The following is a 26,012-nucleotide window of genomic DNA, read 5'->3' as shown; positions in this document are numbered from 1 at the left end:
TGCAATAGCTCGCGGGCGGCTTCGATCGCTTCCTCGCGGCCGGCTACGGCCAGCACGTCTCCGGCGGCCAGTCGCTCGTGGCCGGCCGGCACCGGCACGACTTGCTCGCCCCGCTGGATGGCCAGCACCGTGGCGCCGGTCAGCCCGCGGAGGTCGATGTCGGCCAGCGTCTTGCCGACGACGGGGCTCGTGTCGGCCAAGCGGACGGGAATCGGCGAGCCGAGCCCTGCGAGCACGCGATTCACGTCCGCACTGCGCGTCTTGGCGGCGACAGCCTGCGAGTGTTGCGTCTCTTGCACCAAGGCCTCGGCCAGGGCCTGGGCCACGGCGCGCGTATGCCCCTGGAAATTCGTCGCCTGGCGCCACAGCCGCACGGCCAAGAGCATCAGCAGTAAGAGCAGCACCACGGCTCCCTGCAAGCGCGGCAAGAACGGTTGCGTGATCGCGACGACCGGAATGCCGACCAGCACGACCATGGCCATTTGCAGCGTCACGACGAACAGCCGCCGCGGCGCGTCGGCCATGTCGGCCTTGTCTTTCCTGGTGCGCGGAAAGGCGCGCTCGGCCAGCTCGAATCCCAGCGCGCGCGACATGCGAATCATGCCCAGCCAGAACGGCGCCGAGAGCGCGGCGGCGCCGAGCACGATCACGAAAATCGCCGCGCGCGGAGCAAGGTTGAATCGGCGTTCCAGCCAAGTCGCCAGGTCGACCATTTCGATCGAGGCCACGATGACGATGGCGGCAAACACCGCGGCATCGGCGACGAGCCACCGCGCCAGTCGCCGCACGCGCGACACCTCTCCGGCAGGCGCGGTGGCGCGCAGCTTTTCGAACCACGAGCCGTACAACGCGGCGTACGTTTGCAGGCTGTGCGGCAGCTTGCGATCGACCAGAGCCGCCGTCGACGCGGCCGAGCGAATCAGCCACGGCGTCAGCAACGTGGTCAGAGCCGAGACGGCCACCGCGATCGAATACAGCACGTGATCCGTGGCGTGCGTCGCCATGCCGATGCCGGCAATGATGAAGGAAAACTCGCCGATCTGCGCCAGGCTCATGCCGCTCTTCAGCGAGGCCTGAATGCTCTGCCCGGTGAGAAAGGCGCTGAAGGTCACCGAGCAGACTTTGCCGACCACGACGGCGCACAAAAACACCGCGACCTCGAACCAGTGCTCCGCGATGTCGGCCGGATCGATGAGCATGCCGACCGAAACGAAGAACACGGCCGCGAACACGTCGCGCACCGGCTGCACCAGATGTTCGACCGTGCGCTCGACGCCCGATTCGGAGACCAGGCTGCCGGCGATAAACGCACCCAGCGCCACCGAATAGCCGAACGTCATGGCCAAAAGCGCAAAGCCGAACGCCAGGCCGACGCTGGCCACGACGGTCGTCTCTTGCCGGCCGAGGCTCACGATCGAGCGCATCGCACGCGGCACGGTGAGCAAGCCAATCACGACCAGCGTCGCGAGGAACAGCGCCAAGCGGCCGCCCTGCATGGTCAGGTCGACGGGCCCCAAGCTTTGGCCAGACGATAGCGCCGTCAGAATAGCGATCAGCAGAATCGCGATCATGTCTTCCACGATCAGGACGCCGAACACGATCTGCGTGAAGTCTCCCTTGATGCCCTGCTCTTCGAAGGCCTTGACGATGATCGTGGTGCTGGAAATCGAGATCACGGCGCCGGCGAACAGGCTGGCCAGCCAACCCCAGCCAAACACCTGGCCAATCAGGTAACCAAGCCAGACCATCAAACTGCATTGCACGATGGCCACGAAGCCGGCCGTGGCCCCCACGCGCGCCAGCTTGCGCAGACTGAACTCGATGCCCAGCGAGAACATGAGCAGGATCACGCCCAACTCGGCCAGCTCGCTGACAATATGGCTGTCGGCCACGAGCGGCACGGGAATGTAGGGGCCGACCAGCATTCCGGCCAGCAGGTAGCCCAGGATGACCGGCTGGTGCAAACGCTGAAAGACGACGGTCGTGACCGCCGCCACGCACAGGACCATCGTCAGCGTTTGCAGAAATTCTTGCGCTTCGTGCATCAGGATCGGCGGCTCGAGGTCATCTATCGTTGGTACAAGGGGTGCCACTGTTGGCTTGTCCAACAGTGCCGAATCACCGTCGTTCGGCAGACCGGTGATGGCTCCTGCAAAGCATACTGCCGGGTGCCATGCTCACGCTTGCGTGAGCATGGAGGTTCAAAACAGTTGCTTGATGATTCCCCAGATCGACATGGCCCATGGCACCCGAACTCCGCTTCGAATACGTAGCATGCGCTAGCTCCTGCAAAGCATACTGCGCGCGGGCCAATGCGGCAGGAGCCCTACAGTCCAGAGGGCGCAGATGCAGGATTGTTCGCCCGACGCCGAAGAATCGTTCGCGGCGCGTCAGCCCGCACGCGGCTCTTTCCCATCGGCCAGTAGCGCCGCGACCTGGGCGTATAGATGCGGCGGGATCGGCTGCTCGGGCTCGGTCGCGGCGAACAGGTCGCTGGCCAATGCCTCGCGCGCGGTGGTTCGAACGCGATGCCGCGCGGCCAGAGACAACAAGCTTTGTCCGCGCGGCCCCTCCCCCTTGGCCGCAACGATCGGTGCGTCACCCGTCTGGTTGTTGTATCGCAGCGCCACGACCTGACCTGAGGAATTGCGAACGACGAGGCTGGCCGCTCGCACCGCCGCGAGCGCGTTGTTTTGCCCCAATTGCCGCCACAGCGCACGGCGGCGACTGGCCGTTTGCGGATCCCCCTGTGTATTGCGCATTTCGGCACGCAGCTCCTGCGGGCTCATGCGCAAATCACGCTCGTGCCGCAGCCGCTGATACGCATAATCCAGACCGGCGAGCACCGCCAGTGCGATGCCGATCTTCAGCACCGTGCTGATCGTGATCTCGGCCATGAAGGCCGCCAGATCGGGCAGTGGCAGTTGCCCACAATGGAGGATTTTGTCTCTTTCGGCCGCGAGGCTGAAGCACGCAACCCCCGCGACGACAACCAGCTTCAACAAGCCGAACCCGAGCCGGCTGAGGTTCGCGAGCGAAAACAAGCGTCCGACGCCCGCCAAGGGATCGACGCGCGAAAAATCGGGTGTCGCCTTGGCGGGAAGAAATAACCATCCCACTTGGACCACGTTACCCAGGACGACCAGCACGAGCATCAGGCCCAAAAGTGGCAACAGGGCCACGCTCAGCGAGCTCATGGTTTCGTGCCACGCCCGCATGACGAACGGAATATCGGCAGCCAGCCACGCTTCACCCCCTAGTTGCCGCACCATCAGGCGGCCCAGGAAATCGACCAGCGGGCGTCCGAGCCACAGGAGCAATCCGCAACTCCCCAACAGCAGAATGACCGAGCCGACATCCTGGCTGCGCGCGACATGCCCTTGCTCACGCGCCTGCTGGCGGCGATGCGTGGTCGGGTCGAGCGTTTTTTCGTCGTCGAGCTCAGCCATCGTGCCCGTTGAGTTTTAGTTTTCGTGATGTCGGCCGGGCGTCATTGCGCGCGGTCCATCGTGGGCGTTGCCTGCAGGGTATCGATCATTTGCTTCACCGTCGGCTGCACTTGATCCTCCAACAGCCATGCCGCGCTGCCGAGCGACATGGCCAGAGCGAACAGCGCGACCACGACATTCAAACCGAAGCCCAGCGACATAACATTCAATTGCGTGATCGTGCGACTGACGAGGCCCAACATGATCGACGCCAACAGCAGGGCCAGCACGGCCGGCACCGCGATACGGATACCCAGCGAGAAACTTTCCGAGACCAGCGACACCAGTACGTGAGGCACGGCTTCGGGCAAGTGGCAACCGCCGATCGGCAGCGCCCGGGACGAATCGAGCAAACCGGCCAGCAGCCAGCGATGCCCACCGATCAGCAAGTACACCGCCACGCCGAACAGGCCGAGCAGTTGAGAAAGCAGCGGCGTCTCGGCGCCCAGGTTCGGATCGAAAACTTCGGCCAGCGACAGACCGCTCAGTTGCGCGATCAATTGGCCGGCCAGTTGCGCCCCGGCGATCAAAAGCGCCGTGCCCAGGCCCAGGGCCAGGCCGATAAGAACTTCGACGCCAACGGCGAGCGCTCCCGCGACGAGACTCTCAGGCTGCGCGGCCGAATGCGCAACCTGAGCGGGCGCGAGCAGCACAGCCAGCGCCAGCGCCAAGATCGCGCGGATATTCTTGGGCACCGCGATCGCCGAAAACAAAGGCGCCGTCGTGACCAGCCCACCGACGCGCCCCAGCACGAGCAGCAAGACATACAGGTGTGTCGAAATCAGCTCGATCGGCGCTGGCATGGCAGCTCGTTTGCCTGCAAGAAGAGATGATTGCCACTGCGGGTGTTGGCTTGCTTGCGTGTGCCACTGGTAGCTTGTCTACCAGTGTTTGTCGAGAGTTCCGCACTGGTGGGCGAGCCACCAGTGGCACCACATTGCGGTTTCGAAACTGCGCCTTGGCAATTTGCGCACGCTCACAACGACGCCGGAATATTTTCTACCAGGTCGCGAAAGTATTCGACCATCCGCGATACGACCCAGGGCATGGTCACGGTCAACACGGCGAGCGCCGCCACGACCTTGGGAACGAACGACAACGTCTGCTCTTGAATCTGCGTCACGGCCTGCAACAGGCCGACGACCAGCCCCACGCCCATGCCGACGATCAAAACCGGCGCACTGACGACGAGCGCCATCATGATCGCCTCGCGTACCAGGTCGACCGCCGATTGAGGATCCATGACTGAGACTCCGTGCGGAAATGGTCTGCGCCGCGCGCCGCGAAGCGGTCAGCGATACGCTTGAAAACTGTTCAGCAGCATGCCCACCACCAGGTGCCAGCCGTCGACCAGCACGAACAGCATCAGCTTGAAGGGTAGCGAGACGAGTGCCGGCGGCAGCATCATCATGCCCATCGACACCAGCACGCTCGATATCACCATGTCGAGAATCAAGAAGGGCAGATAGATCTGAAAGCCGATCAAGAACGCGGTCTTCAGTTCGCTGAGCATGAAGGCGGGCAGTAGCGCGGTCAGCGGCACGTCCTCGTAATACTGATAGTCGCGCTCCTCGGTATTCGGCAGATAATCGAGAAACAGCCGCACGTCGTCGGCGTTGCCCGTCTTTTCCAATTGCATGGTCATGAAGCGGCGCACGGGCTTGCTGCCGATGTTGCACGCTTCTTCCAAGCTGATCTGCCGATTGCTGTAGGGCATCACCGCCTGGTCGTAAACGTCTTTCCACACTGGCCACATGGTCAACATGGTGAGGAACAACGCCATCGAAGTCATCACCTGGTTCGGCGGCAATTGCTGCGTGCCCACCGCCTGCCGCAGCAGGCTCAAGACAACCGTGATGCGCACGAAGCTGGTCGTCATCAATAGCACCGCCGGCGCCAGGCTGAGCACCGACGTGACGAGCATCACCTTCATGGTCGAGCTCAAGCCCTCGGGGCTGGTCCAACTGTCCGGCCCGGCGAGCAAACCTTCGGCGAGTTGCAAGCTGGCCGGCGCGTTGGCGCCGTCCTCGGCAAACACGGGGCGCGCGGCGAACGAGCCGAGCACGATCGTCGCGGCAAGCATTCGTGCAACGCACGAAAAGCCGAATGCGCGGCGCCACGACGAATGGACCGGCTCAGCCATCGGCCACCTCGCTTTTGCCGATCGGAAGTTCCGGAGAGCGTTGCTTGGCGGCCGCGGTCGTCACGCCTGGTCCGCGAAACTGTTGCAGCACGTCGCGGAAGCTGGGCGTTGCGCTCCGCGATGACGTACGGCGACAGAGTGCCGTCAAGCGGTCGACCTCGGCCGCATCGGTCACTTCGGAGAGCGTCTCGGCACCGCTGGGCGACACGTTGATCAGCAGCAGCTTCTGCCCCAGCCGCACGAGTTGCACCTGCTGCCGGTGAGCCAGGGTCGCCTGGCCGAGGACGTCCAGCACTTCCTGGGGCAAACGTTGCGACGAAACTTTCGGCATGCCACGACGCATCATCCACACCACGGCAGCGAACAGACCCAGCACGAGCGCCAGGCTCGCGCCGGTGGCCAATAGTTGCCGGATTCCGCCCGATGCCGAACCCGTCCGCTCGCGCGTCGGCCCCTGGGATGCGAGGCGCGTCTTTTGTTCAGTAACCGGCGCGGCCGACGGCGCGGCGCGCTGGGCCGCCACCGGCGGCTGCGCATTCGCGAATTTTCGATCGGCCGGAACGATCTCGGCGTGCGAAGCCTGCTGCACGTCACGCGCAGGCGGGCTCGCGGGCGGAACCGTGTTGTTGGGGGGCGCGGCAAGTGCCGGCTGCAAAGCCACCAGCATCCCAACGGCAATCCCCAGCGCTGCAACGTGGCGCGCTCGAAGAATAAGGCCGCCCTGGCAGGTTGGCGAAGCAAATTGAGTCTTACGCTCGATGCTCACGCGAGGACTCTCGATCCGTCGGCGCTAAAAAGTTCCGTGATCCGCACGCAAAATCGCTCGTCGAGCACCATCACCTCGCCACGCGCCACGACCTGGCCATCCACGACCAGATCCACCGGCTCGTGTACGAGCCGGTCGAGCGAGATGACCGAACCGCTGCGCAGCTCGGGCAGGTCATCACGGCTGATCTGCGTGTGACCTAGTTCAATCCTCACATCGAATTCCCGATCCTGCTCCGCCATGCCGTCTGGCGTGATCGCGCGCGGCGGCACGTCGGAAAACTCTCGGAACTCGAAATGCCGCACGCCAGGGATGGCCTCTGCCTCCGACAACGGCAGCCCGGCCAGGTCGCTGGCACTTTCGGCAAGCACGCGATCGACGTGGCCCGGCCGTCGGTCCGCCGGACCGGTCTGGCTCGCATTTCCCGTGTCTGCAGACCGATCCGCGGGCTTCATGCCGATCTCTTTTTCATCGCAGAAGGAATGCTGCCAGAATAAAGCTGCGCCGAGCTCGCGGGCGGATAGTTGTCCCGCAATTCCGTGGTCGGATCAAGGTCAACCGCCCGGGACGCAGGCTTCCAGGAAGGGCACCGAGGCAGCGCAAGCATCCGGGGCGAATAGAGCTTCTGCGCAGGGCCGGTCCACCGCCGCTAGCATGCCCGGACGGGCCGATGGGGGCACGCCGCGGCTACGCGTCTTGTTCGGCCAGATGCTTGCGGAGCGCCAGTTCCTCCATGCCGCTCTGCTGGCGGCGGCGCTCCGCGGCCTCGAAGGCTTCGAGCTTTCGCTCGCGCAGGCGTTCGAGCATGCGCACTTCTCGGTCTGCTTCGACCAGCGCCGCCCGGCTCGAGTCGACTTCGGCCGTTCGCTCGCTCCGCTCGACGACCAGACGCTGCCGATCGCGCCGCAACGCGGCGGCGTACTGCTCACTCGCCACGCGACGGGCGATGTCGATGGCGCCTGTGGATCCGTCGTTCTCACGGAGCTTCTGCAATTCACCGTCACAAGCGATTATGCGGTCTTGCGCGAGCTGTTCGAGCCGCATGGCATCGGCCACCGCCTGCCGACGCTGGTCGCGCTCGGCAGTCCGCCAGCGCAGCACGCTATCGAGTGCGAAGGTGAATTTCGCCATGAGCACGTTTCAAAGGGGGAGCCAAGAAGCAGTGCCGGACGCCGACGGTCCGGCGGACGATCAACGAATGCTTTTTGCCAGGGGCTCGGTCGACATCTGCCCGCGCGCTCGTTGCAGCAATTCGAAAAGTTGCTCGCGCGACTGGTCCGCCGCCGAGCGCTCTGTGACGTCCTGCCGCAAGAATTGCTGAATCGGTTCGAGCATGTCGATCGCGGTATCCACCAGCCGATTGCTGCCGCGCCGGTAGGCGCCGATCGAGATCAGATCTTCGTGGTCGCGATAAGCCGCCAGCAGTTCGCGAATCATGGTGGCGGCCTCGCGCTCGGCGGGCGTGGTCACGTCCGACATCACGCGGCTGATGCTGCCCAAGATGTCGATCGCCGGGAAATGGCCACGATTGGCGAGCTTGCGAGACAGCCACAAGTGACCGTCGAGCAAACTTCGCACCGAATCGCTGACAGGCTCGTTCGGATCGTCCCCTTCGACCAGCACCGAGTAAAAGGCCGTGATACCACCGCGCGGGCTCAAGCCGGCCCGCTCGACCAGTTTCGGCAAGGCGCCGAATACCGACGGCGGATAGCCGCGCATGGCTGGCGGTTCGCCGGCCGCGAGGCCAATCTCGCGTTGCGCATACGCAAAACGCGTCAGCGAATCGACGAGCAACAGTACCTGGGCGCCTTGATCGCGAAAATACTCGGCGACGGCGGTTGCCGTATGCGCGGCGCGCGTCCGCAGCGGGGCCGGCTCGTCGCTCGTGGCCACGACCACCACGCTTTTGGCCAGCCCACTCGCCTGCAAATCGCGCTCGAGGAATTCGTTGACTTCGCGTCCGCGCTCACCGATCAGCGCGATTACGTTCACGTCGGCCGTGGAGTGGCGGGCGAGCATGCCTAAGAGGACACTTTTCCCGACGCCCGCGCCGGCCAGGATGCCCATTCGTTGCCCCTCGCCACACGTCAAGAGGCCGTCGATGGCCCGCACGCCTGTGGAAAACGATTTTGTGATGCGCGGCCGGGCCATTGCGCTGGGCGCGGCCCCTTCAAGGGAAGTTCGTTCGGAGAGCGCGGGTGCCCGGCGACCGTCGATCACCATGCCCTGCGCGTCGATCACACGGCCCAAGAGCCCGTCGCCGACGCGCAGCCAATTGCGCGTGCGCCGCAAGCGTACGACGCTGCCGTGATGTGTACCTTGCAGGTCACCCAGCGGCGCGAGCAAACTCAGTTGATCGCGAAAGCCGATCACCTCGGCCGGCACGGGCGGTCCGCCGGCACGCTCGATTTCGACCATGGCTCCCAGCGGCGCACGGAAGCCGGTCACCGCGGCGGCCATGCCGACGGTGCGCACCAACCGGCCGGTCATGGCCGTGGGTATGATCTCGGCGAGTTGCTCGCTCATGTCGTTCATGCGGCGCGTCTTTCCTGATCCGGTTTCAGGTTAGCTCCTCGCTGATGCGGGCCAGCTGCGCCGTAAACTGCTGATCGATGGCACCGAACTCGGTTTCCACGCGGCAACCGCCAGGCTCGATCGACTTGTCGCTGACGAGTTGCACAGGCACACCCGATGCATCGGCGCTGAGCACTTGTTGAATTCTGTCGGCCAGGCCCCGCACGTCGGCCGGATTCATCAGTAGCTTCATGCGCGTCGCGCCGGTCGCCAATTGCAAGGCCTCTTGGGCGAGCGTTACGGGGATCTCGGGTTGGGCGGCCAGTTCGCGGCGGATGACGCGCCGCGCGATGGCGAGCGAAAGCTTCAGACCTTGCTCCTGCCACGATGCCACCCAATCTTGCCGGGCAGCCTGCGCCTCGTTCTTGATGGATGCAAGCGCGCCCTCCAACTGTGCGAAGCGCGCGGCCACTCGCTCTTCCACCATGCGGTCGATCGCTTCGGCGGCGGCAGCGCGTCCGGCGGTCTCGGCCTGGGCGCGCACCGCTTCGGCTTCCTCGGCGGCTTGCGTCAGAATCTGCGCCGCCTCCAGCCGGGCTTGCGCCACGCAGGCCGTGGCCTGGGACGCGACGTCTTCGAAATTGAATTGCGCGGCCTTGTTGAGACCCGCGCGAATGATCCTTGGCATCAGTAAGCCGCCTGTATTGCCTGGTTGTGCGTGCTCAGGCGGGGTTCGGCAACTGGTGGGCAAGCCACCCGTGCCACCCACCCCATGCGAGTTGTGCAATTAGGTACTATTGACGTCTACTCGGCCGTGCTCAGCGGTAGCGGCGACACGACGGCGTCGTGGTCGTGGAAAAGTTTCTCGGCAATCCTCGTCAGTTCGCGCTGCGCGGCTTCCACGTCGGCCAACCGTGTGGGCCCCAGAGAATTGATCGCCCGTAACAGCTCGCGTCCGTCGACGGGCGACAGTTGTCGCGCCACGCGCTCGGCAAAGCTCTCGGTGGCGCCGGCCAGGGCCAAGACCAGCGTGCGCGGGTCAGCCTGCCGCAGCAAACCCGCCAGGCCCGTGCCGCTTAAATACTCCAGATCATCGAAAGCCAGTCGTGGCGTGCTGATCGTTTCGGCAGCGGCCGCGTCACAATGTGTCAGGGTTGCCAGCAACTTGCGCTGTGCCGCCGGATTGGCCATCTGCACGACGCCGGCAAGCTGAGCTAAGCCCATCCCGCGCCGCCCCGCAGCATCGGAATGTCGCGACAATCGCGCGCAAAGCTCTTGCTCGATCTCCTGCACGAGGATCGGGTCCGCGACGTCGAGCTCCATCCATCGCCGCATGACTTCCAACTGCACTTCGTCGGTCAAGGCTGTCAGTATGTGCAAGGCGCGCGGCTCGGAAAGCCGCGACAGTACCAGAGCGATCGTCTGCGGTCGTTCGACAGAAAGTAAATCGACTAGCTCGTCCGCTGGTACCCTGTCACATAAAGCCCGCACGTCACTGGCCGACGAACAAGCGCGGGCCATAACGGCCTGGGTCTCGACGTGCTCGGCGGCTGCCGAGAGGCAAAGCTCGACGCCGGCGTTTTCCTGGACGGGCGCGCGGCCACCGGCACTCTCAGCGTCGGGATGCAGAAAACGGGCAATAACTTCTTGTTCTTCGTGCGCGTCGACTTCCGCAAGCTCGAGAACCGCGCGGCGCACTTCGGCCGCATCCTCGGCCGCGAGTTGATCGAGCAATCGATCAGCGCTCTCGGCATCGAGCGTCGCGATGAGGATCGCTGCGCGTCGCAAGATTTCTGGTTCGAGTGCCATTTCCTAGTTTGCATTCCCCATCCAGGATCGCAGGACGCTGGCCGCCGCGGCCGGATCCTCGCGAACCAGGTCCGCCACTTCGTCCCGCATCGATTTGCCGCCGGCCTCGCGATCGCGCATCGCGGCGCGAAACCGAGCCGAAGGGGTGGCGCCCTCTCGGGCCGTATCGAGCGAAGCGCCGGCCCGATGTTCCGCGCGCTTCGTCGACCAGTCGGACGCGCCGCGCAGCGTCGAGCGCAGCATCAGCATGCCGACGACAATCGCGATCGCTGTCGCCAACCGCGGCCACGATCCGGCCAACCACTCCAAGAGCAACTCGGGCACCGACGGCGCAGGCGTTTCCGGCTCGTTGATCGTCGAAAACGGCGTGACGGTCACGGCGGGTCCGGATCCCACCTGGTCCGTCGCCGGAATCAGTCCGGCAACGTGCTGCTTGATCCGCGCGATTTCTTCCGCTTCCAACTGTGCCAGCGCGCCCGCGGGCGGCACCGAACGTTCGCTCTGGGGCGCGGTTCCGTGGCGCTGGCGCCAGACGGTTTCGAAATAGGTGACGGGTACGCCGACCGAGATCGCCACGCGCTTCGGCGTGAGGCCGGCGATCTCGATTTTCGTCTGGCTGTGCGGCGCGGCCGAATCGTCCGAGACCATCGACTCCGCACGTGGACCCTTGCCAAGATTCGCCGGCTGATTGGCGTCGAACTCGATGCGGCGCTCTTCGCGGCGCAATTCGCGGTCCAGCTCGACATCGGCACTCACGGTAATGCCGGGCACGTACATGAGTGCCTTGCGCACTGTCTCTTCGTAGTCGGCCTGGTACTTGCGCTTCAGGTCGCGGTACACGTCGTCGGCGGGGCCCACCGCGCCGCGGCCGCCGAAAATGAGCAGATTGACCTTGTCGGCAACGGTCACGTCATGCGGTGACATGCCCAGGGCAGCCGCGACGGTTCTCTGGAAGAAAGCGGCACGATTTTCGTCGAGGATGTGTCCGGCCTTGAGCCTGAGGGCCACGAAGGCCGTCGAGATATGATCGCGCCGCAAGCCGCGTGGTTCTTCCTTGTCGAAGTCGACCTCGGCACTCTCCACCCCTTGCATGCCGCGCAGCATCAAGGCCAGGCCTTTTTTCTTGGCGATCCGCGCCTGATCGAGCTGTTGCTGCCGCGACGTGAACCAATTGGTCTTGTCCGTAGCTTCGGCAAAAACCTCCGTGAGGGTTTGCGGCAGCGCATTGCCGTCGGCCAGCGCCGCCAGGTAGACGGCTTGCTTGGCGCGCGGTACGCGAATGCGGTTTCCTTCGACCACGAAATCGTTCAGCTTGGCCTTGCCCAGCGCTCCTTGCATGGCCATGACTTCGCTCGCGGCAAGCTCCTGGCCGCCCAGCAAGTAGACGGTGTCGCGGGCAAATTCGCGCCGGCCGACATAGGCCAGGGCGACCACCACGACGGCGATGGCCACGCCAGCTACGATGCGGGCGCGCGGCGTCATGGCGCGCGCCAGTTCGGCTAGTTGACCGTAAAAGCGATTGAGGAAATCCATTCCCTGGCGCCTCGGACACGATTAGCCGAGGTCCCCGATCCTGCCGATTCGTGAATCTATTTCGAACAAATGCGTCGGAACGACGCGGATGTGATTACAGAATGTGGATTCGATCGATCACGCCGTCGGTCGACAACGATCTCGTGGTTAGCCGCGCTGGCCGCGCGGTGTGTGTCCCGTGGCTGTTATCGTCGCGATGGTTAGGCGCTTCAGCATGGTGTCAAACGCCGCCAGAATCACCGCCGATCCCGCCGCCGCGTACGTTCTGAGATTCATGCAGCGACCTCCATGGCGCGGCGCGGAATGCGCAGCGTGAACGCGGCGCCTCCCTCGGCACAGTTCGTGGCGCTCACGCTTCCGCCATGAGCGCTCAACAGTCTTTGGACGACGCTCAAACCCAGGCCGGTGCGATTCTTGGTGCTGAAGAACGGCTCGAATGCCCGCCGCCTGGCTTCGTCGCAGAGGCCGGTGCCGCTGTCGGCGATTTCCAGCTCGACGGCCCCGGCGCCGGTATGCGAAGTTACTACCAATTCGCCCCCTTCGGGCATGGCATCGAGGGCGTTCAGTTCCAGGTTGTAAACCGCTTGCCGCAGCATTTCATAGTCCACCAGCGCCGACGCTTGTTGTGGCACATCGACGGTCGTTGCCACACCCTGCGACAGCAGGCGGGACCGCAGACTGGCGTGCACGTCCTCGACCAGTGATCTCAGGTTCACCGTTCGCAGCATGGGTGGGCGCTCCGCAGTAAGGTGCAACAGATCTTCCAGGCATGCGTCGACGTCCGCACAACAACGGTCGGCTTTGCGCAGCAGGTCGAGCGAGTACTCGTCATCCAGCAAGCGCCGCCTGAGAAGATTGAGATACAGAGAAACGGGGGCCACGCTGCTGCGAACTTTGCGCGCGACGCGGGCGGCAAGCGGCGCGACGTCGGCCGTGCTGTGGCCGGTTTTCTCATCGTGGCCGTGGCTGGCCAATGCCGCGCTCAAGCGGCGCACCTCGGCCTGCAATTGTTCGTGCGCCTGCTCCCAACGCACCGTCGCGTCATGCCAGGCCGTGAGCACGGTCTGCAAATCGGCGTCGATGCCGGGTGTCTTGTCCTCTTGCTCGTTGTGAGCCGCCTTCGTGCGCTTCATGGTCCGAATGCCCGTTACGAACAAGAAAAATAGAGCGAAATGCGCAGCCGCGACCTTGCGTCAGAGGTCCAAGGCTTGAAGACGCGCAGGGCTTGTACCCGAAACGGCGCGAGAGTGTCAATGTGGCTTGCTATCGAATTCGGAACCGGCGAAGCGTCGCAGAAGCCGCGACAGGGCCAAGGATGCTGGCACCCGCCGGTTGGGCCGAAAGCGGCACGCGTTTAGCCGATGGCGCCACGCGTTTAGCGGTCGGCGGCACCCGTTTAGCGGTCGGCGCCGCAGGCGCCCGTTGAATGGAATTCGCGTTCGCGCGCGAAGCGCCGCGATTTAACGATCGCCGAAGCCGGGGCTGGGCCGGGCGCCGGTAACGAGCTCCATCATCCAGCGATCCATATCAGCCAGCATCCCTTCCGATAGCTCCTGGCCGATCGGGTATTCACGCAGCGTCAGATCCATGCCGGCCGAATGCAACAGCTTTAAGTTGTCGCACACGAGCGCCGACGGATAGCGCTCGCTGGTGCGGCCACAGGCCAGAAAGATCGGCACGCGGCGGGCCTCGCTGAGCCGTGATAACGGCGCGCCTCCGACCGGGAACTCGCCTCCCAGCGATAACACCCCCGCAAACCAGCGCGGATGGGCAAGAGCCAGGCGCAGCGCCATCGTGCCTCCGCAATCGAAGCCCGCCAGGAAGACGCGCCGATCGGACACGTTGTAGCGCCCTTGGATGAACGTAATGGCCTCGAGCACGCGTTGACCGGCAAGGGCCGTGTGCGGCTCGGACTGGGTCCAGGCAAAGCCCGTCTTGCCGCTGGCAGCCGCGCAAGGAGTCGTGCCGCGCACGCCCACGCCGACGTAATTCCGCAAGCTCACAAGCGGCATGATGCGTTTTAGCTGTTGCTCGTCATTGCCCGGCCCGTGCAGCCAGACCACCAGCGGATAAGCGTAGTTGGGCTCGTAATGCACGGGAGCAAAGATCGTGAGCGGTTGATCGGTCTTGGTCCGCACGCTGCTGTAGGACGCAGCCTCGACCTGGTGCGACGAGGGAGGAAATGCCGGCGCCTGTGCAGCCGGCGAGCGCGGAACGCGGAGGCGATTCATCATGGCGTACGCTGTTTGCTCTGGGTCTGAGGGGAATCCACGCAACAAGTTGGCGAACGATTCAAGGCGGCACGCCGCCCGTCACGCTTGACTGAGAACTTTCGCCATCCCGGGCCCGACGCTCGACCGGCGCGGAAACCGCCAGTCCTGATGAGAAGACCAGTCCTGATTGGACGAACTGTGGATATCGGAATTCCAAACGCCCTGTCCGGGGTCAACCCGTCCACGGTCAACCTGTCCGCAGTCGACGCAGGCCGCCGCCTCTCGCACACGACGACCCTGGCGAGGAGGGATCGGCCGATCTGGCAACCTATCGAACATGAGACACTCGCTGGAGCGGACGTTGTGTACGCATTCTGCGCGACACGGCTTCTGTTCCCGCCCGCTTGCCCATTCCAATACCTGTCGACGACCGCGACAAAATGACCACGAACTACCGGCACCGGACTCTACTGCAATTCAACCCACGATGTCAACGCTGCAACCGCTCGCCGAGCGAGAAGCGCGACCGGACCGAGGGCTCGACGCGCGAGCGATAGCATTGCTGCCGTCGGCGAAATGATTGGCCTTCTGCCGCGACGCACAAAAATCTACGAGAGCCAAACGGGGGGCACAAACATTCGCGCGCGATTTTTACGAGTGATGCGCTGCGCGGTGCGGCTGCGCCGAGCGAGCCAGGGCTAACCCGTCAGCTTCTTCATCGCCGCCACGAGCTCTTTAACGGCCTCGATGCTCTTCTGCAGGTTCGCGCGTTCCTCGGCTTCGAGCTTCAGCTCGATGATTTTCTCGACCCCCTTGCTGCCGAGAACGACCGGCACGCCGACGTAATAGCCGCCGACGCCGTATTCCTTCTGGCAATACGCGGCGCACGGGATCAGCCGTTTCTTGTCGCGCACGATGGCTTCGACCATTTGCGCCGTGGCCGCCGCGGGAGCGTAATAGGCGCTGCCGGTCTTCAGCAAACCGACGATCTCGGCCCCGCCATTGCGTGCGCGTGTCACGATCTCATCCAGCCGCTTGCGATCGATCAATTGCGTCACCGGGATGCCCGCGACCGAAGTGCAACTGGGCATGGGCACCATCGTGTCACCGTGGCCACCCAACAGCAGCGCCGAAATATCCTCGACGCTGACGCCCAGCTCCATGGCCAGAAACGAACGATAGCGCGCCGTGTCGAGCACGCCCGCCTGGCCCAACACGCGCTGGTGCGGAAAGCCCGTCACCTCGAACGCACGCTGCACCATGGCATCGAGCGGGTTGCTGACGACGATAACGACCGCGTTAGGGCTGGTCTTCTTTACCTGCTCGGCCACGCTGCCGACGATCTTGGCATTGGTCGACAGTAGATCATCGCGACTCATTCCCGGCTTGCGCGCGATGCCGGCCGTGATCACCACGACGTCACTGTCGGCAGTGTCCTGATAATCCGAGGTGCCCGTGATCTTGGCGTCGAAGCCGACGATGGGCGACGCCTCGAACAAATCGAGCGCTTTGCCTTGGGCCACTCCCACAAGATCGGGAATATCCAACAGCACGATGTCTCCCAATTCGGCGGCGGCACACCAATGGGCCGTCGTCGCGCCAACGTTTCCGGCTCCCACGATGCTGATCTTGGCACGACGCATGAACTGGTCCTCTGTGACTTAAGTAACTCTGCGGCTCAAGTAAATCGTTGGGCCAAACAAGAAGAAGCAACTCGATTCGCGCGATGGCGACGCGACCGCCCCGATGCCGGCTTGCGCCTGCGCTTGCCGCCCGGTGCCTGCGACCCTCGTGAGTATCCGGGTCGCACCCCGCAAGTCAAGGGGCCGCGGGCGTGCCCCCACAGAGCGCGTCGCCGGAGGCCTGCGCTTGCTGGCCGCTGCCGACCAGGGGCATTCTCGGTCGACGGATTTCCGACGTGCAACAAGCACTTTCCGATCGGGCACCTTGCGGTTCGTTCATCTGCGTGATGACGACCGGTGGCCTTCGACGTCAGACGCCGGCGTCGCAGCGCGGATTGTGAGGGTCATAACGATTTCCGGCCGCGATTTCTCAGCCCCTTTGCGCCGGCGATTTGCCGCAGCTTGCCTCGTTCTGCACCAGTCTATAACCTGGAATGTGTAAGGAGTTTGGCGCCATCGAGCGGTTCCGGAACCCGCTCGGCGCCATGTCACGTGCGGCCTGGCCCTGGACGATCCGTCGAACCCCGTTGCGCAGCTCCTGAATGGGATCGTGCGAGCGAGTTTACGGCGGGATGAAGCGCGGCCGCGGTGCCTGCCGCGAACGTACATTTCTGAGAAGTCGCCTACATGAGCCTGTTCAGCCGGCAAAACTGTTTCCGCGTGACGCGGATCCTCGCTGTGCTGGGCGCGTTGTTCTTACCGCTATTGCTCGCCCCCCGAGGGTCGGCCGCCGAGGATTACGAGCGGTTCCTGGAAGCGCTGCGCGATCGCGGCTACTACGACGTAGCGCTCGATTACCTGGCCCGCCTCCGCACAAGCGCGCAGGTACCGGCCGAGTTCAAGGCGCGGATTCCCTACGAAGAGGGCGTCACCTCGATCGCCGCGGCGATCGCCGAACGCGACGCCGATCAGAAGTCGCGCCATTTGAACGTCGCCCGCGAAAAGCTCAACGAGTTCATCAAGACCGAAAACGATCCCTCGCTGAAGGCCGAGGCCGAGAGCCAGCTCGGAAACGTGCTGGTCGAGCGCGCGAAGATGCTGTTACAGCGCGCCGGCTCGCCGCGCTACGCGTCGCAGAAGACCGCGCTCACCGAAGAAGCCCGTGGACTGTTCGCCGAGGCCGAGAAGGTCTTCACCTCGGCCGAGCAGAAGTTTGCCGACTATCTGAAGCAGCTTCCCAAGCCAGGCGAGAAGGGGGGCGCGACCGAAGTCCGGCAGGAGGCGCGGACCGATTTGCGCCGGGCCCGGCTGTTTGCCGCGCAAGCGCTGTACGAATCGTCGAAGGCCTATCCGGCCGATGCGGCCGAGCGTAAGAAGCTGCTGGAAAGCGCGGCGACAAAGTTCGGCGACCTGCACGAGAAGTACCGGACGCAGTTGTTAGGGCTCTTGGCCGCAACGTCGCAGGGGCACTGCTATCTCGATCTGGGCGACACCAAGCGTGCGCTGGGCGCATTCACCGAGATCTTGGCGCAGCCCGACGAGCCCGAGGAGCTACGCCGCCTGAAAGCGCATGCGATGCACCTGGCGATGCAGGCCTGGACCAGCGACGCCGAGAAGAACTACGAGACGGCCGCGCAAAAGGGAGCAGAATTCATCGCCAAGGGGGGCCGCGGCGCCGAAACGCGCTCGGGCGATTGGCTGGCCGTACGCTACTTCACGGCCGTGGCCCTGCGCAAGCACGCCGAGTCGCTCGGCAAGAAGGACGACGCGCAAAAGAAACAAGAGCTGCGCGACGCCCGCAAGCAGGCCAAGGAAGCCGCTTCGTTCCAGGGCGAGTATCAGGATCAGGCCAAGCAGCTCTTGCAGGAGCTGGCCGGCTCGGCCGACGCCGACGAGAAGCCGCCCGCCAATTTCGCCGAAGCCTTCGAGCGCGCCAAGGAATCGCTCGACACGATGCAGGCGAAGCTCGCGCAGATCAAGGCCGCGCCGTCGCTGAGCGATCAGGCGAACATCCCGACCTACGAAAAAGAGAGCCGCGAGGCGCGCGACAGCGCCCGCGAGCAATTCCGGCTGGCTCTCGAGTTGCACGATAGCTCGACGCCGCTGGAGGAAGTGAACAACGCCCGCTATTACCTCTGTTACCTTGCGTATCAGGCGAGCGATTATTTCGACGCCGCCGTGCTCGGCGAGTTTCTCGCCAAACGCCATCCCACCAGCACCGGCGCCCGACAGGGGGCCAAGATCGCGCTCTTGTCGTACATGCAGCTTTATAATGCTGCGACCGCGGACGATCGGGCGGGCGAGAAGCGGCGCATGGAGGGCATGGCCGATTTCATCACGCGCCGCTTTGCCGGCGATGCCGAGGCGGACGAAGCGTGGATGACATTGATGATCGTGGCCACGAACGAGCACGACGTCGATCAGATTCTCGCCTACCTGGCCAAAATCCCCGAGCAGTCCCCGCGTCGCGCCGAGGCCGAGCTGAAGGCCGGCCAAGGCATCTGGATTGCCTCACTCGCCGCAGCGCGACAGCCCGAAGAATCGCGCCCGCCGCAAGACTCGATCGACAAGATGCGTGCCCAGGCCCAGGAAACGCTGGCCCGCGGTGTGGATCGCATCATGAAGTCGGTCGACGCGGTGGGGGTGAACTTCACGATGGCCGCCGCGGCGTTATCGCTGGCGCAGATCTACGTCGAAACCAACCGCGCGGATCAAGCGGTGAAATTGCTCGAAGATCCGAAGATCGGGCCACTGACGCTCGTCGAAGCCAAGAATCCGCTGACGGCCGAGGGTACCTTCGCCATCGAAACCTGCAAGGCGGCGCTGCGAGCCTACGCCGCCACGAAACAGCTCGACAAAGCCGAAAAGGTGATGGCCGCGCTGGAAGCTGCCGTGGCCCAAAACGGCGACGACAAAAGCAACCAGATGCTGATCGAGATCTATCGCAGCCTGGGACGGGAGCTCGAGAATCACGTCGCGGCGCTGCGCAAGGAAAATCGCACCGACGACCTGCAAGCCGTCTCCAATGGCTTAGACGCATTCCTGACCCAGGTCGCCGAGAAGAAATCGGGCAACAACTTCAATTCGCTCAATTGGGTGGCCGAGACGTATTCGCGCCTGGGCACGGCCCACGAAGCGGATGACGACTCCGTTTCGCCGAGCGCGGCCAGGTACTTCGAGAAATCGGCCGCGGCCGATCGCAAAATCCTGGACTTGATCAAGGCCGACTCCGAGTTCGCCGGCCCCGACGCGGCGATGGCCGTCGAGGTGCGCATGGCGAAAAGTCAGCGCCGCGGCGGCCACTTCAAGGAGGCCATCGACCTCTTGACCGATGTGCTGAAGAAGAAGCCGATGCTGCTCGACGCGCAGCGCGAAGCGGCCTACACCTACCAGGACTGGGGACGCGAGAACCCCGCGACGTACGCCCTGGCCATCGGTGGCGGCCGTAAAGAGAAAGATGCCAAGGGGCAAGAGTATAACGTGCTGTGGGGTTGGACCCGGCTGGCCGCCCTCACGCGCCGCGACAAGAAATTCCAGGACGTCTTTCACGAAGCCAGCTACAACCAGGCCAAGTGCTACTTGTTGCACGCGCAGCAGCAGAGCGGCTCGGAAAAAGCCGCTTCGCTGAAGAAGGCCGAGTCGGCCGTGCTCTTGATCGCCCAGCTGCACCCCGACCTGGGCGGCGGCGAGTGGCCCAAGAAATACGACAAGCTGCTGCGCCGCATTCAAAAAGAAGCAGGCCAGCCTGAGACCGGTATCCCACACAAAACCGAACCGGCCACGGCCAAGCCGCAAACCGACGCTGCCGCCGCCGCCAAGTGATCACCATCAACTTGCGTTTCTACGATCGCATGAAAACGAAACACTTCTCCCGTACCTCGCCTCGAATGCTCGTCGCTGTTTTCCTGTTGCTCGTCGTTGGCGCGCAAGCGCGGGCGGGCGATGACACCGTGCGCATGCGTCCCAGCGGAACGGCCAAAGGGTCGATCAGCTTGATGACGTCCACGGAAGTTGCGCTCGATATGGCGGCAGGCCAGAAGAAGCAGATTCCGGTCAACGAGATCGACTCGATCAGTTACGACGGCGAACCGCCGGAACTCAAGCTCGCGCGCAGCGAATCCTCGAACGGCAACTACGAAGGCGCGCTCAAGTCGCTCGACAAGATCGACCCCGCCAAGGTCAATCGCCCCGAGATCAAACACGATCTGCAGTTTTACCGCGCCTTCTGCCACGCCCGCCTGGCGCTGGCAGGCTCGGGCGATATTCCCAAGGCCGGCAGCGAAATGCGCCAGTTCGTCAAAGAGAATCCGACCAACTATCACTTCCTGGTCGCCGCCGAGACGCTGGGCGATTTGTTCGCGGCGATCGGGCGTCCGGAACTGGCCTTCGAACAATACGCGACCGTCGAGCGTGCTCCCTGGCCCGAATACAAAATGCGCGGCGGCGTCGCCAAGGGGCGCATTCTCGTGGCGCAAAAGAAATATCCCGAGGCGCTCGCCACCTTCGATGCGGTGCTGAAGCTGACCGGCGATGAGAAAGGGCCGGCCGCAAGTCTGAAGCTCGCCGCGCAGCTGGGCAAGGCCACGTGCCTGGCCGCCACCGGTCAACCCGACCCGGCCATCGCCGCCGTGCAAGCGGTGATCGATAACGCCGATCCGGAAGACAACGAACTCAACGCCCGCGCGTATCTCACGTTGGGCAATTGCTACCGGCAAAAAGAAGGGGCTACGAAAGACGCCTTGTTGGCGTATCTGCACGTCGATCTGTTATATCCCAGCAACCGCGAAGCCCATGCCGAGGCGCTCTCCAACCTGGCCCGGCTGTGGAACGAGCTGGGCAAGCCGGAGCGCGCTTTGCAAGCCACGCAACTGCTCAAAGATCGTTACGCGAGCACCGTGTGGGCCAAGCAGTAGCGCCGCCGCGCAAACGCCGGGCAAGCCCGGCGGCTAATGAAAACGATTCGTTCCTCGTACTTAACCGCCGAGCTCGCTCGGCGCTTCTTCGGTTGTGCACGGGGCGCGACTAAGTGCTAACGCGCTATCCGCGCGGATGAAATTGCTTGTGGACCGCCTTCAGCCGCGTGGGATCCACGTGCGTGTAGATCTGCGTCGTGGCGATGCTGGCGTGTCCGAGCATCTCTTGCACCTGGCGCAGATCGGCCCCGCCCGACAGCAAGTGCGTGGCGAACGTGTGCCGCAATGTGTGTGGGCTGACCGATTCCGGCGCGCCTGCCGCGACGGCGTATCGTTTGACCAGTTCCCAGATGCGCTCACGGCGCAATTGCTGGCCGCGCCGCGACAATAAGAGCCACGGCGGCGGCAGGATGGAAAACGCCGCGAGCGTCGGCCGCTCGTGTTCGAGATATTGCCGCACCGCGTCGATGGCCCGCCGCCCCAGCGGCACCAGGCGCTGCTTGTCTCCCTTGCCGTGGCACAAGCAATGCCCTTCGTCGAGGTGCATGTCGCGCAGCTGCATGCCCGACAGCTCCGAGGCCCGGCATCCGCTCGCGTACAGCAACTCGAGCATGGCGCGATCGCGCCGCCAGCACGGCTGTCCGGCCACCGGGCCCTCTAACATCTTCTCGACGATCGTCGGCGACAGCACCTCGGGCACGCGCTGCCACAGCTTTTGACTGCCGAGCAACTCGGCCAGGTTCTCGGTCAGGGCTCCTTCCAATTGCAGATACCGGAAAAAAAGCTTGAGCGAGACCAGATGCCGCGCGAGCGATGCGGGGGCCAATTGCTGGTCGTGCAACCAGCCGGCGTATTCGGCCAGCTCCTGGATCGACAGCCTGGCCACGTTGCGCTTGCCCAGCCAGTCGTAGAATCGTCGCAGGTCGCGGCGATAAGCGGCCACGGAGTTGGCCGCCAGGTGACATTCGCTCTGCAAATAGCCGGCGAAAGCTTCGACCCACGGATGTTCGGAAGCCGGCACACCCTTGGCCGCGGCCCGCAACAGTTTTCGTTTGGAAGGAGCCATGCTGTGTAGGGTGCACTGCGTGCACCAGAAACCGGAACGCTGGGTGCCGAGTGCCAGTGCTCACGCTTGCGCGAGCATGCGAAGCAGCACCGTCAATTGATCACAATCCCTTTGCATGGCCACCAGCTTGGGCCACGGCACCCACTCACCTCCACCAGCCCGAAGCGCGAGCGACGGTTGAGCCGCGAGCAGTGTTTCATCCCTCGCTGGTGTTTCGGGCTAATGGCCACCCTGGACGAGCCCCTTGCCTTTGCTTTCGGGATTGCCACCGTGCGGACTGAAACACGGCTCAGTCACGGCCTATACGCCTTCCCAACCACACCATTGCCATTTGGCATAATCGGCGCAGATGCTACGCTTTGCCTGACAGAAGTAAGGTCAGAGGGGGCGCCGGCACACCGCCTTGCGCTCGGCCCCTGGACCTGTCCATCGGAGGATCGGCCGCGTGAGGATACTAGTAACCGGCGGAGCAGGCTATATCGGCAGCCATGCGTCGCGTCTGCTGGCGCGGGCTGGGCACGACGTGTGGTGTTACGACAATCTCTCGCGCGGCCATCGCCAGGCTGCTCTGCCGGGGCGGATCATCGAAGGCGAAGTCGCCGACCAGGCGAAGCTCACCGCCGTTTTGCGCGACAAGCAGATCGAAGCCGTGATGCATTTCGCGGCCTTTGCCCTGGTGGGCGAATCCGTGGCCGAGCCCCACAAATACTATCAGAACAATGTCGTCGCCAGCCTGGCCTTGCTGGAAGCGATGCGGGCCGCGGACGTCAAACGCATCGTCTTTTCCAGCACGACGGCCACCTATGGCGTGCCGGATCGCGTGCCCATCACCGAGGACACGCCGCAACGCCCCATCAATCCCTATGGATTCAGCAAGCTGGTGATCGAGCAGGCGCTGTTGGACTACGCGCACGCTTACGATTTCGGCTTCGCGGCGCTCCGTTACTTCAACGCGGCCGGCGCCAGCCCCGACGGCGACCTGGGAGAAGTCGATCGTTCGAAGTCGCGCCTCATTCCGCTGGTGCTGAGCGTGGCGCTCGGGCAGCGCGAGGCGATCACGATTTTTGGCGACGATTATCCCACGCCCGATGGAACCTGCATTCGCGATTACATCCACGTCGACGATCTTGGCGCGGCGCATTTGAAAGCCATCGAACGACTCAGCCCCGGTCAGAAGCTGCTTCTGAACCTGGGAACCGGCCGCGGGCACAGCGTGCGGCAAGTTGTCGACGTCTGCCGCCGCGTCAGCGGGCGCGAGATTCCCGTGCGCCTGGCGCCGCGCCGGCCGGGCGATCCGGCGGAACTCGTGGCCGATGCCTCGCGAGCGCGGAGCGTGCTCGACTGGCAGCCGCGCTATCCGGAGCTGGAACAAATCGTCGAGACCGCCTGGCGCTGGCACAGCACGCATCCGCAGGGATTCGCTGCTCCGTAGCCAAGGACACCGGGCGCCATTTTTTTCTTGACGGCCCCCCTGCGCCGCCACAAAATGCGCTGCTCGCAGCAGCGGACGCGTTCAGGGTGATTCGGGCACGCGATCGCGGCGGCGTTTTGCCAGCCGAGTTCTCTTTTTGATCGCCACGGCCGGGGGGCCGCGCACATGAAACCACGCACCGGGCCCATCTTCGCGCTTTGCGTCCTGTTCGCCATCAACATGATGAACTTCTTCGACCGGCTCATCATCGGAGCCGTCGGCGAGGACATTCGTGATGCTTGGAAAATCAGCGACACCGATCTCGGCAATCTCGGCACCGCATTCATCCTGCTTTACGCGGCGATCGGTATCCCGCTGGGCCGCATTGCCGATCGTGGCAACCGCTCGCGCATTCTGACGGTCGGCGTGTTCTTCTGGAGCCTGTTGACCGCGGCTTGCGGACTGGCGCGAAATTTCTGGCAAATGGTCGTGCTGCGCCTCGCCGTGGGCGTCGGCGAGGCAACGTGCGCGCCGGCCTCTTCTTCGCTGATTGGCGACCTGTTCCCGGCCAACCGCCGCGCCAAAGCCATGGGCTTTTTTATGCTCGGCCTGCCGCTGGGGAACGCCGCCAGTTTTGCCGTCAGTGGATACATGGCCGCCAATTACGGCTGGCAATCGGCCTTCTTCGTCGCTTTCATCCCGGGCTTGCTGTGCGCCGCGGCCGCGCTCATGATCACGGAGCCGGTGCGCGGACAAGCCGAAGAGCACGCCGTCAGCACGCGCCGCCGCGAAGGTTCGCCCTACTGGCTCGTGCTTAGCATCCCGACCATGTGCTGGATCATCGCCTCCGGCGCCCTGCACAATTTCAACATGTACGCCATTGGCGGATTCCTCAAATCGTTTCTCGTCCGTTACCACGAATTGGATAAAGCTAGCGCCGGAAATGTGGCAACGGTCGTCTACGGACTGGTCGGTGTGCCAGGATTGTTTCTTGGCGGCTGGCTCGGCGACCGCCTGTACAAGACCCGCATCAACGGTCGATTGCTCGTGGCCGCGACCGCGCTTGGGCTGAGCGTGCCTTTGATCTACTTCGCGCTCGAGCAGCCCACCGGCCAGGTGCTGCTCTTCAGTGTCCTGTTCGGTTTTGGCTGCGGGCTGATGTACACGTATTATTCAACCGTCTATTCGACGGTGCAGGACGTCATCGAACCGTCGCTGCGCGGAACGGCCATGGCCCTCTATTTCTGCGCCATGTACGCTCTCGGCGGGGCGCTAGGCCCGGTGGGCTTCGGCAAGCTCAGCCAACATTTCACGACGCAAGCGGCGCTCGATGCCGGCGTCTCGCTGGCCGGCAAGACGAAGGTCGAGATTTTCGATGCTCTTGCCCCATTTGCCGGCCAGGGCATTCATCAGGCAATGTACGTGATGCCGCTGGTGAACCTCGTACTAGCGGTCGTCCTCTTCCTCGGCACGCGCACCGTGGCCGCCGACGCCGAACGTTTGCAGAAGTGGATGCGCGAAGCGGCAGAAGAAGACGCGGCCGAGCGAGAGCTTCAGCGCACAGGCGCTTAGCGGCGAATCACCACGTCGCCGCAGTTTGCAAGCCTGTGCCTGGCCTGTTGCTACCGCGTGGGTGGCCCTGACAACTCGTTGTCAGGGCGCCGCAGGCGCTTCAGCGTAAACCACGACAAGGTTTTCGCTAACTTCGCAGCACGGACAAGCAAGTTGTCCGCGCCACCCCCGATCGATTGCACCCGACGTCGCGGACCCCGGCTTCAGAACGTGACGCGACCGAAGAAACCGCCTTGCCTAGACCAGCCCCTTGCGCACCGCCCACACGGCGGCTTGCGTACGGTCCGAGACGCCAAGCTTGCGCAGGATGTGCTGCACGTGCTCCTTCACCGTCTCGTAGCTGATCTGCAGCGATTGCGCGATTTCCTTGTTCGTCAGTCCGTAGCTGAGCTGCCGCAGCACTTCGCTTTCGCGCTGCGTCAGCGGCACGTCGATATCCGATGCCAAGCGCGGCGTGGCCAGGGCGCCGGTCACGCGACGCAGCTCATCGCGCGTCCAGGCGTTTTCGCCGCGGGCCACGGTATGAATGGCCAGCAGTAGCTCGTCCTTGGTCGCTCCCTTCGACACGTAGCCATTGGCGCCCAGTGCCACGGCACGGGCGACATATGTCGGATTGTCATAGGTCGAAAAGACCAGCACCGGCATTTGCGGCCGATCGAGCTTCAGACGGCTCAACGCGTTCAGCCCGTCGCCGTCCGGCATGCGGATGTCCAAGAGCACGACGTCCGGGTTTAGTTCTTGGACGAGACGGACGCATTCACCGCCGGTGGATGCTTCCCCCACGATTTCGATGTCGGTAGTGGCTACCAGGCTTTTCAACCCGGTGCGGACGACAAGATGGTCGTCGGCAATCAACAGTCGGATGGACATGTGAACCAGATTCCCGCGGGTGAGTCAGTGGTCAAAAACCAATCAGCCAAGCCACCCCGAACCACTGGCTCCACCTACCGTCTGGGAGATTG

General features: G+C 64.0%; 22 protein-coding genes. 4 read left to right on the top strand and 18 right to left on the bottom strand.

The window, feature by feature from the left end; translation table 11 throughout:
- The 16 genes from VHD36_15795 to mdh all read right to left on the bottom strand — a co-directional run.
- Positions 1 to 2,093, bottom strand: a 2,093-nt coding sequence (locus tag VHD36_15795) for a cation:proton antiporter (protein ID HVU88785.1), incomplete at its 3' end; no start/stop codon positions are given.
- A 297-nt stretch (positions 2,094 to 2,390) separates the two neighbouring features.
- Positions 2,391 to 3,449 carry an EscU/YscU/HrcU family type III secretion system export apparatus switch protein gene (locus VHD36_15790; GenBank protein ID HVU88784.1) on the bottom strand — a complete coding sequence of 353 codons (1,059 nt, stop codon included), beginning with the start codon at positions 3,447 to 3,449 and terminating at the stop codon, positions 2,391 to 2,393.
- A 41-nt stretch (positions 3,450 to 3,490) separates the two neighbouring features.
- Positions 3,491 to 4,291 (bottom strand): flagellar biosynthetic protein FliR, encoded by an 801-nt coding sequence (gene fliR, locus VHD36_15785; GenBank protein ID HVU88783.1) that lies wholly within the window; start codon positions 4,289 to 4,291, stop codon positions 3,491 to 3,493.
- 173 nt (positions 4,292 to 4,464) lie between these two features.
- Entirely contained in the window at positions 4,465 to 4,731 is a 267-nt protein-coding gene (fliQ, locus tag VHD36_15780) for a flagellar biosynthesis protein FliQ (protein ID HVU88782.1), read from the bottom strand.
- A 48-nt stretch (positions 4,732 to 4,779) separates the two neighbouring features.
- Positions 4,780 to 5,631, bottom strand: coding sequence for a flagellar type III secretion system pore protein FliP (gene fliP, locus VHD36_15775; GenBank protein ID HVU88781.1), 852 nt, complete (start codon positions 5,629 to 5,631; stop codon positions 4,780 to 4,782).
- Positions 5,624 to 6,298: a flagellar biosynthetic protein FliO gene (locus tag VHD36_15770; GenBank protein HVU88780.1), complete on the bottom strand. Its 675-nt coding sequence runs from the start codon at positions 6,296 to 6,298 to the stop codon at positions 5,624 to 5,626. Before VHD36_15770 ends, fliP begins: the two co-directional genes overlap by 8 nt.
- A gap of 95 nt (positions 6,299 to 6,393) precedes the next feature.
- A complete protein-coding gene (locus VHD36_15765; protein HVU88779.1) occupies positions 6,394 to 6,852 on the bottom strand; it encodes a FliM/FliN family flagellar motor switch protein in 459 nt (152 codons plus the stop codon).
- A 232-nt stretch (positions 6,853 to 7,084) separates the two neighbouring features.
- A complete protein-coding gene (locus tag VHD36_15760) occupies positions 7,085 to 7,528 on the bottom strand; it encodes a flagellar FliJ family protein (protein ID HVU88778.1) in 444 nt (147 codons plus the stop codon).
- A gap of 60 nt (positions 7,529 to 7,588) precedes the next feature.
- On the bottom strand, positions 7,589 to 8,932 hold the full coding sequence (locus VHD36_15755; GenBank protein HVU88777.1) for a FliI/YscN family ATPase: 1,344 nt from the start codon (positions 8,930 to 8,932) through the stop codon (positions 7,589 to 7,591).
- A 25-nt stretch (positions 8,933 to 8,957) separates the two neighbouring features.
- Positions 8,958 to 9,599 (bottom strand): FliH/SctL family protein, encoded by a 642-nt coding sequence (locus VHD36_15750; protein ID HVU88776.1) that lies wholly within the window; start codon positions 9,597 to 9,599, stop codon positions 8,958 to 8,960.
- 116 nt (positions 9,600 to 9,715) lie between these two features.
- Positions 9,716 to 10,720 (bottom strand): FliG C-terminal domain-containing protein, encoded by a 1,005-nt coding sequence (locus VHD36_15745; GenBank protein HVU88775.1) that lies wholly within the window; start codon positions 10,718 to 10,720, stop codon positions 9,716 to 9,718.
- 3 nt (positions 10,721 to 10,723) lie between these two features.
- The gene (locus VHD36_15740) at positions 10,724 to 12,253 is read right to left on the bottom strand and encodes a hypothetical protein (GenBank protein HVU88774.1); all 1,530 of its coding nucleotides are present in this window, start codon (positions 12,251 to 12,253) and stop codon (positions 10,724 to 10,726) included.
- Positions 12,254 to 12,400: 147 nt separating this feature from the next.
- On the bottom strand, positions 12,401 to 12,529 hold the full coding sequence (locus tag VHD36_15735) for a hypothetical protein (protein HVU88773.1): 129 nt from the start codon (positions 12,527 to 12,529) through the stop codon (positions 12,401 to 12,403).
- Positions 12,526 to 13,386, bottom strand: a complete 861-nt coding sequence (locus tag VHD36_15730; protein ID HVU88772.1) for a HAMP domain-containing sensor histidine kinase — start codon at positions 13,384 to 13,386, stop codon at positions 12,526 to 12,528. The genes VHD36_15735 and VHD36_15730 overlap by 4 nt, the downstream gene beginning before the upstream one ends.
- Before the next feature lie 327 nt (positions 13,387 to 13,713).
- Complete coding sequence (locus VHD36_15725) at positions 13,714 to 14,487, bottom strand: alpha/beta hydrolase-fold protein (protein ID HVU88771.1); 774 nt, start codon at positions 14,485 to 14,487, stop codon at positions 13,714 to 13,716.
- Between the two features lie 677 nt (positions 14,488 to 15,164).
- The gene (gene mdh, locus VHD36_15720) at positions 15,165 to 16,109 is read right to left on the bottom strand and encodes a malate dehydrogenase (protein ID HVU88770.1); all 945 of its coding nucleotides are present in this window, start codon (positions 16,107 to 16,109) and stop codon (positions 15,165 to 15,167) included.
- 666 nt (positions 16,110 to 16,775) lie between these two features.
- Between mdh and VHD36_15715 the strand changes: the two genes are divergently transcribed.
- Together VHD36_15715 and VHD36_15710 are read left to right on the top strand one after the other, a co-directional pair.
- On the top strand, positions 16,776 to 19,910 hold the full coding sequence (locus VHD36_15715; protein ID HVU88769.1) for a hypothetical protein: 3,135 nt from the start codon (positions 16,776 to 16,778) through the stop codon (positions 19,908 to 19,910).
- Positions 19,911 to 19,975: 65 nt separating this feature from the next.
- On the top strand, positions 19,976 to 21,001 hold the full coding sequence (locus VHD36_15710) for a tetratricopeptide repeat protein (GenBank protein ID HVU88768.1): 1,026 nt from the start codon (positions 19,976 to 19,978) through the stop codon (positions 20,999 to 21,001).
- Between the two features lie 124 nt (positions 21,002 to 21,125).
- Here VHD36_15710 and xerD read toward each other — a convergent pair whose 3' ends face one another.
- A complete protein-coding gene (gene xerD / locus VHD36_15705; protein HVU88767.1) occupies positions 21,126 to 22,067 on the bottom strand; it encodes a site-specific tyrosine recombinase XerD in 942 nt (313 codons plus the stop codon).
- A gap of 445 nt (positions 22,068 to 22,512) precedes the next feature.
- On the opposite strand from xerD, the gene galE reads away from it, so the two are divergent.
- Positions 22,513 to 23,499: a UDP-glucose 4-epimerase GalE gene (gene galE, locus VHD36_15700; GenBank protein HVU88766.1), complete on the top strand. Its 987-nt coding sequence runs from the start codon at positions 22,513 to 22,515 to the stop codon at positions 23,497 to 23,499.
- Positions 23,500 to 23,664: 165 nt separating this feature from the next.
- Positions 23,665 to 25,050, top strand: coding sequence for an MFS transporter (locus VHD36_15695; protein ID HVU88765.1), 1,386 nt, complete (start codon positions 23,665 to 23,667; stop codon positions 25,048 to 25,050).
- Positions 25,051 to 25,287: 237 nt separating this feature from the next.
- On the opposite strand, the gene VHD36_15690 is transcribed toward VHD36_15695, so the two are convergent.
- Positions 25,288 to 25,920: a response regulator transcription factor gene (locus VHD36_15690; GenBank protein HVU88764.1), complete on the bottom strand. Its 633-nt coding sequence runs from the start codon at positions 25,918 to 25,920 to the stop codon at positions 25,288 to 25,290.
- Positions 25,921 to 26,012: the final 92 nt, after the last annotated feature.

The sequence above is a fragment of the Pirellulales bacterium genome, assembly GCA_035546535.1.
GTDB lineage: Bacteria > Planctomycetota > Planctomycetia > Pirellulales > JACPPG01 > JACPPG01.
This window is presented reverse-complemented; position numbering and strand designations above follow the sequence as displayed.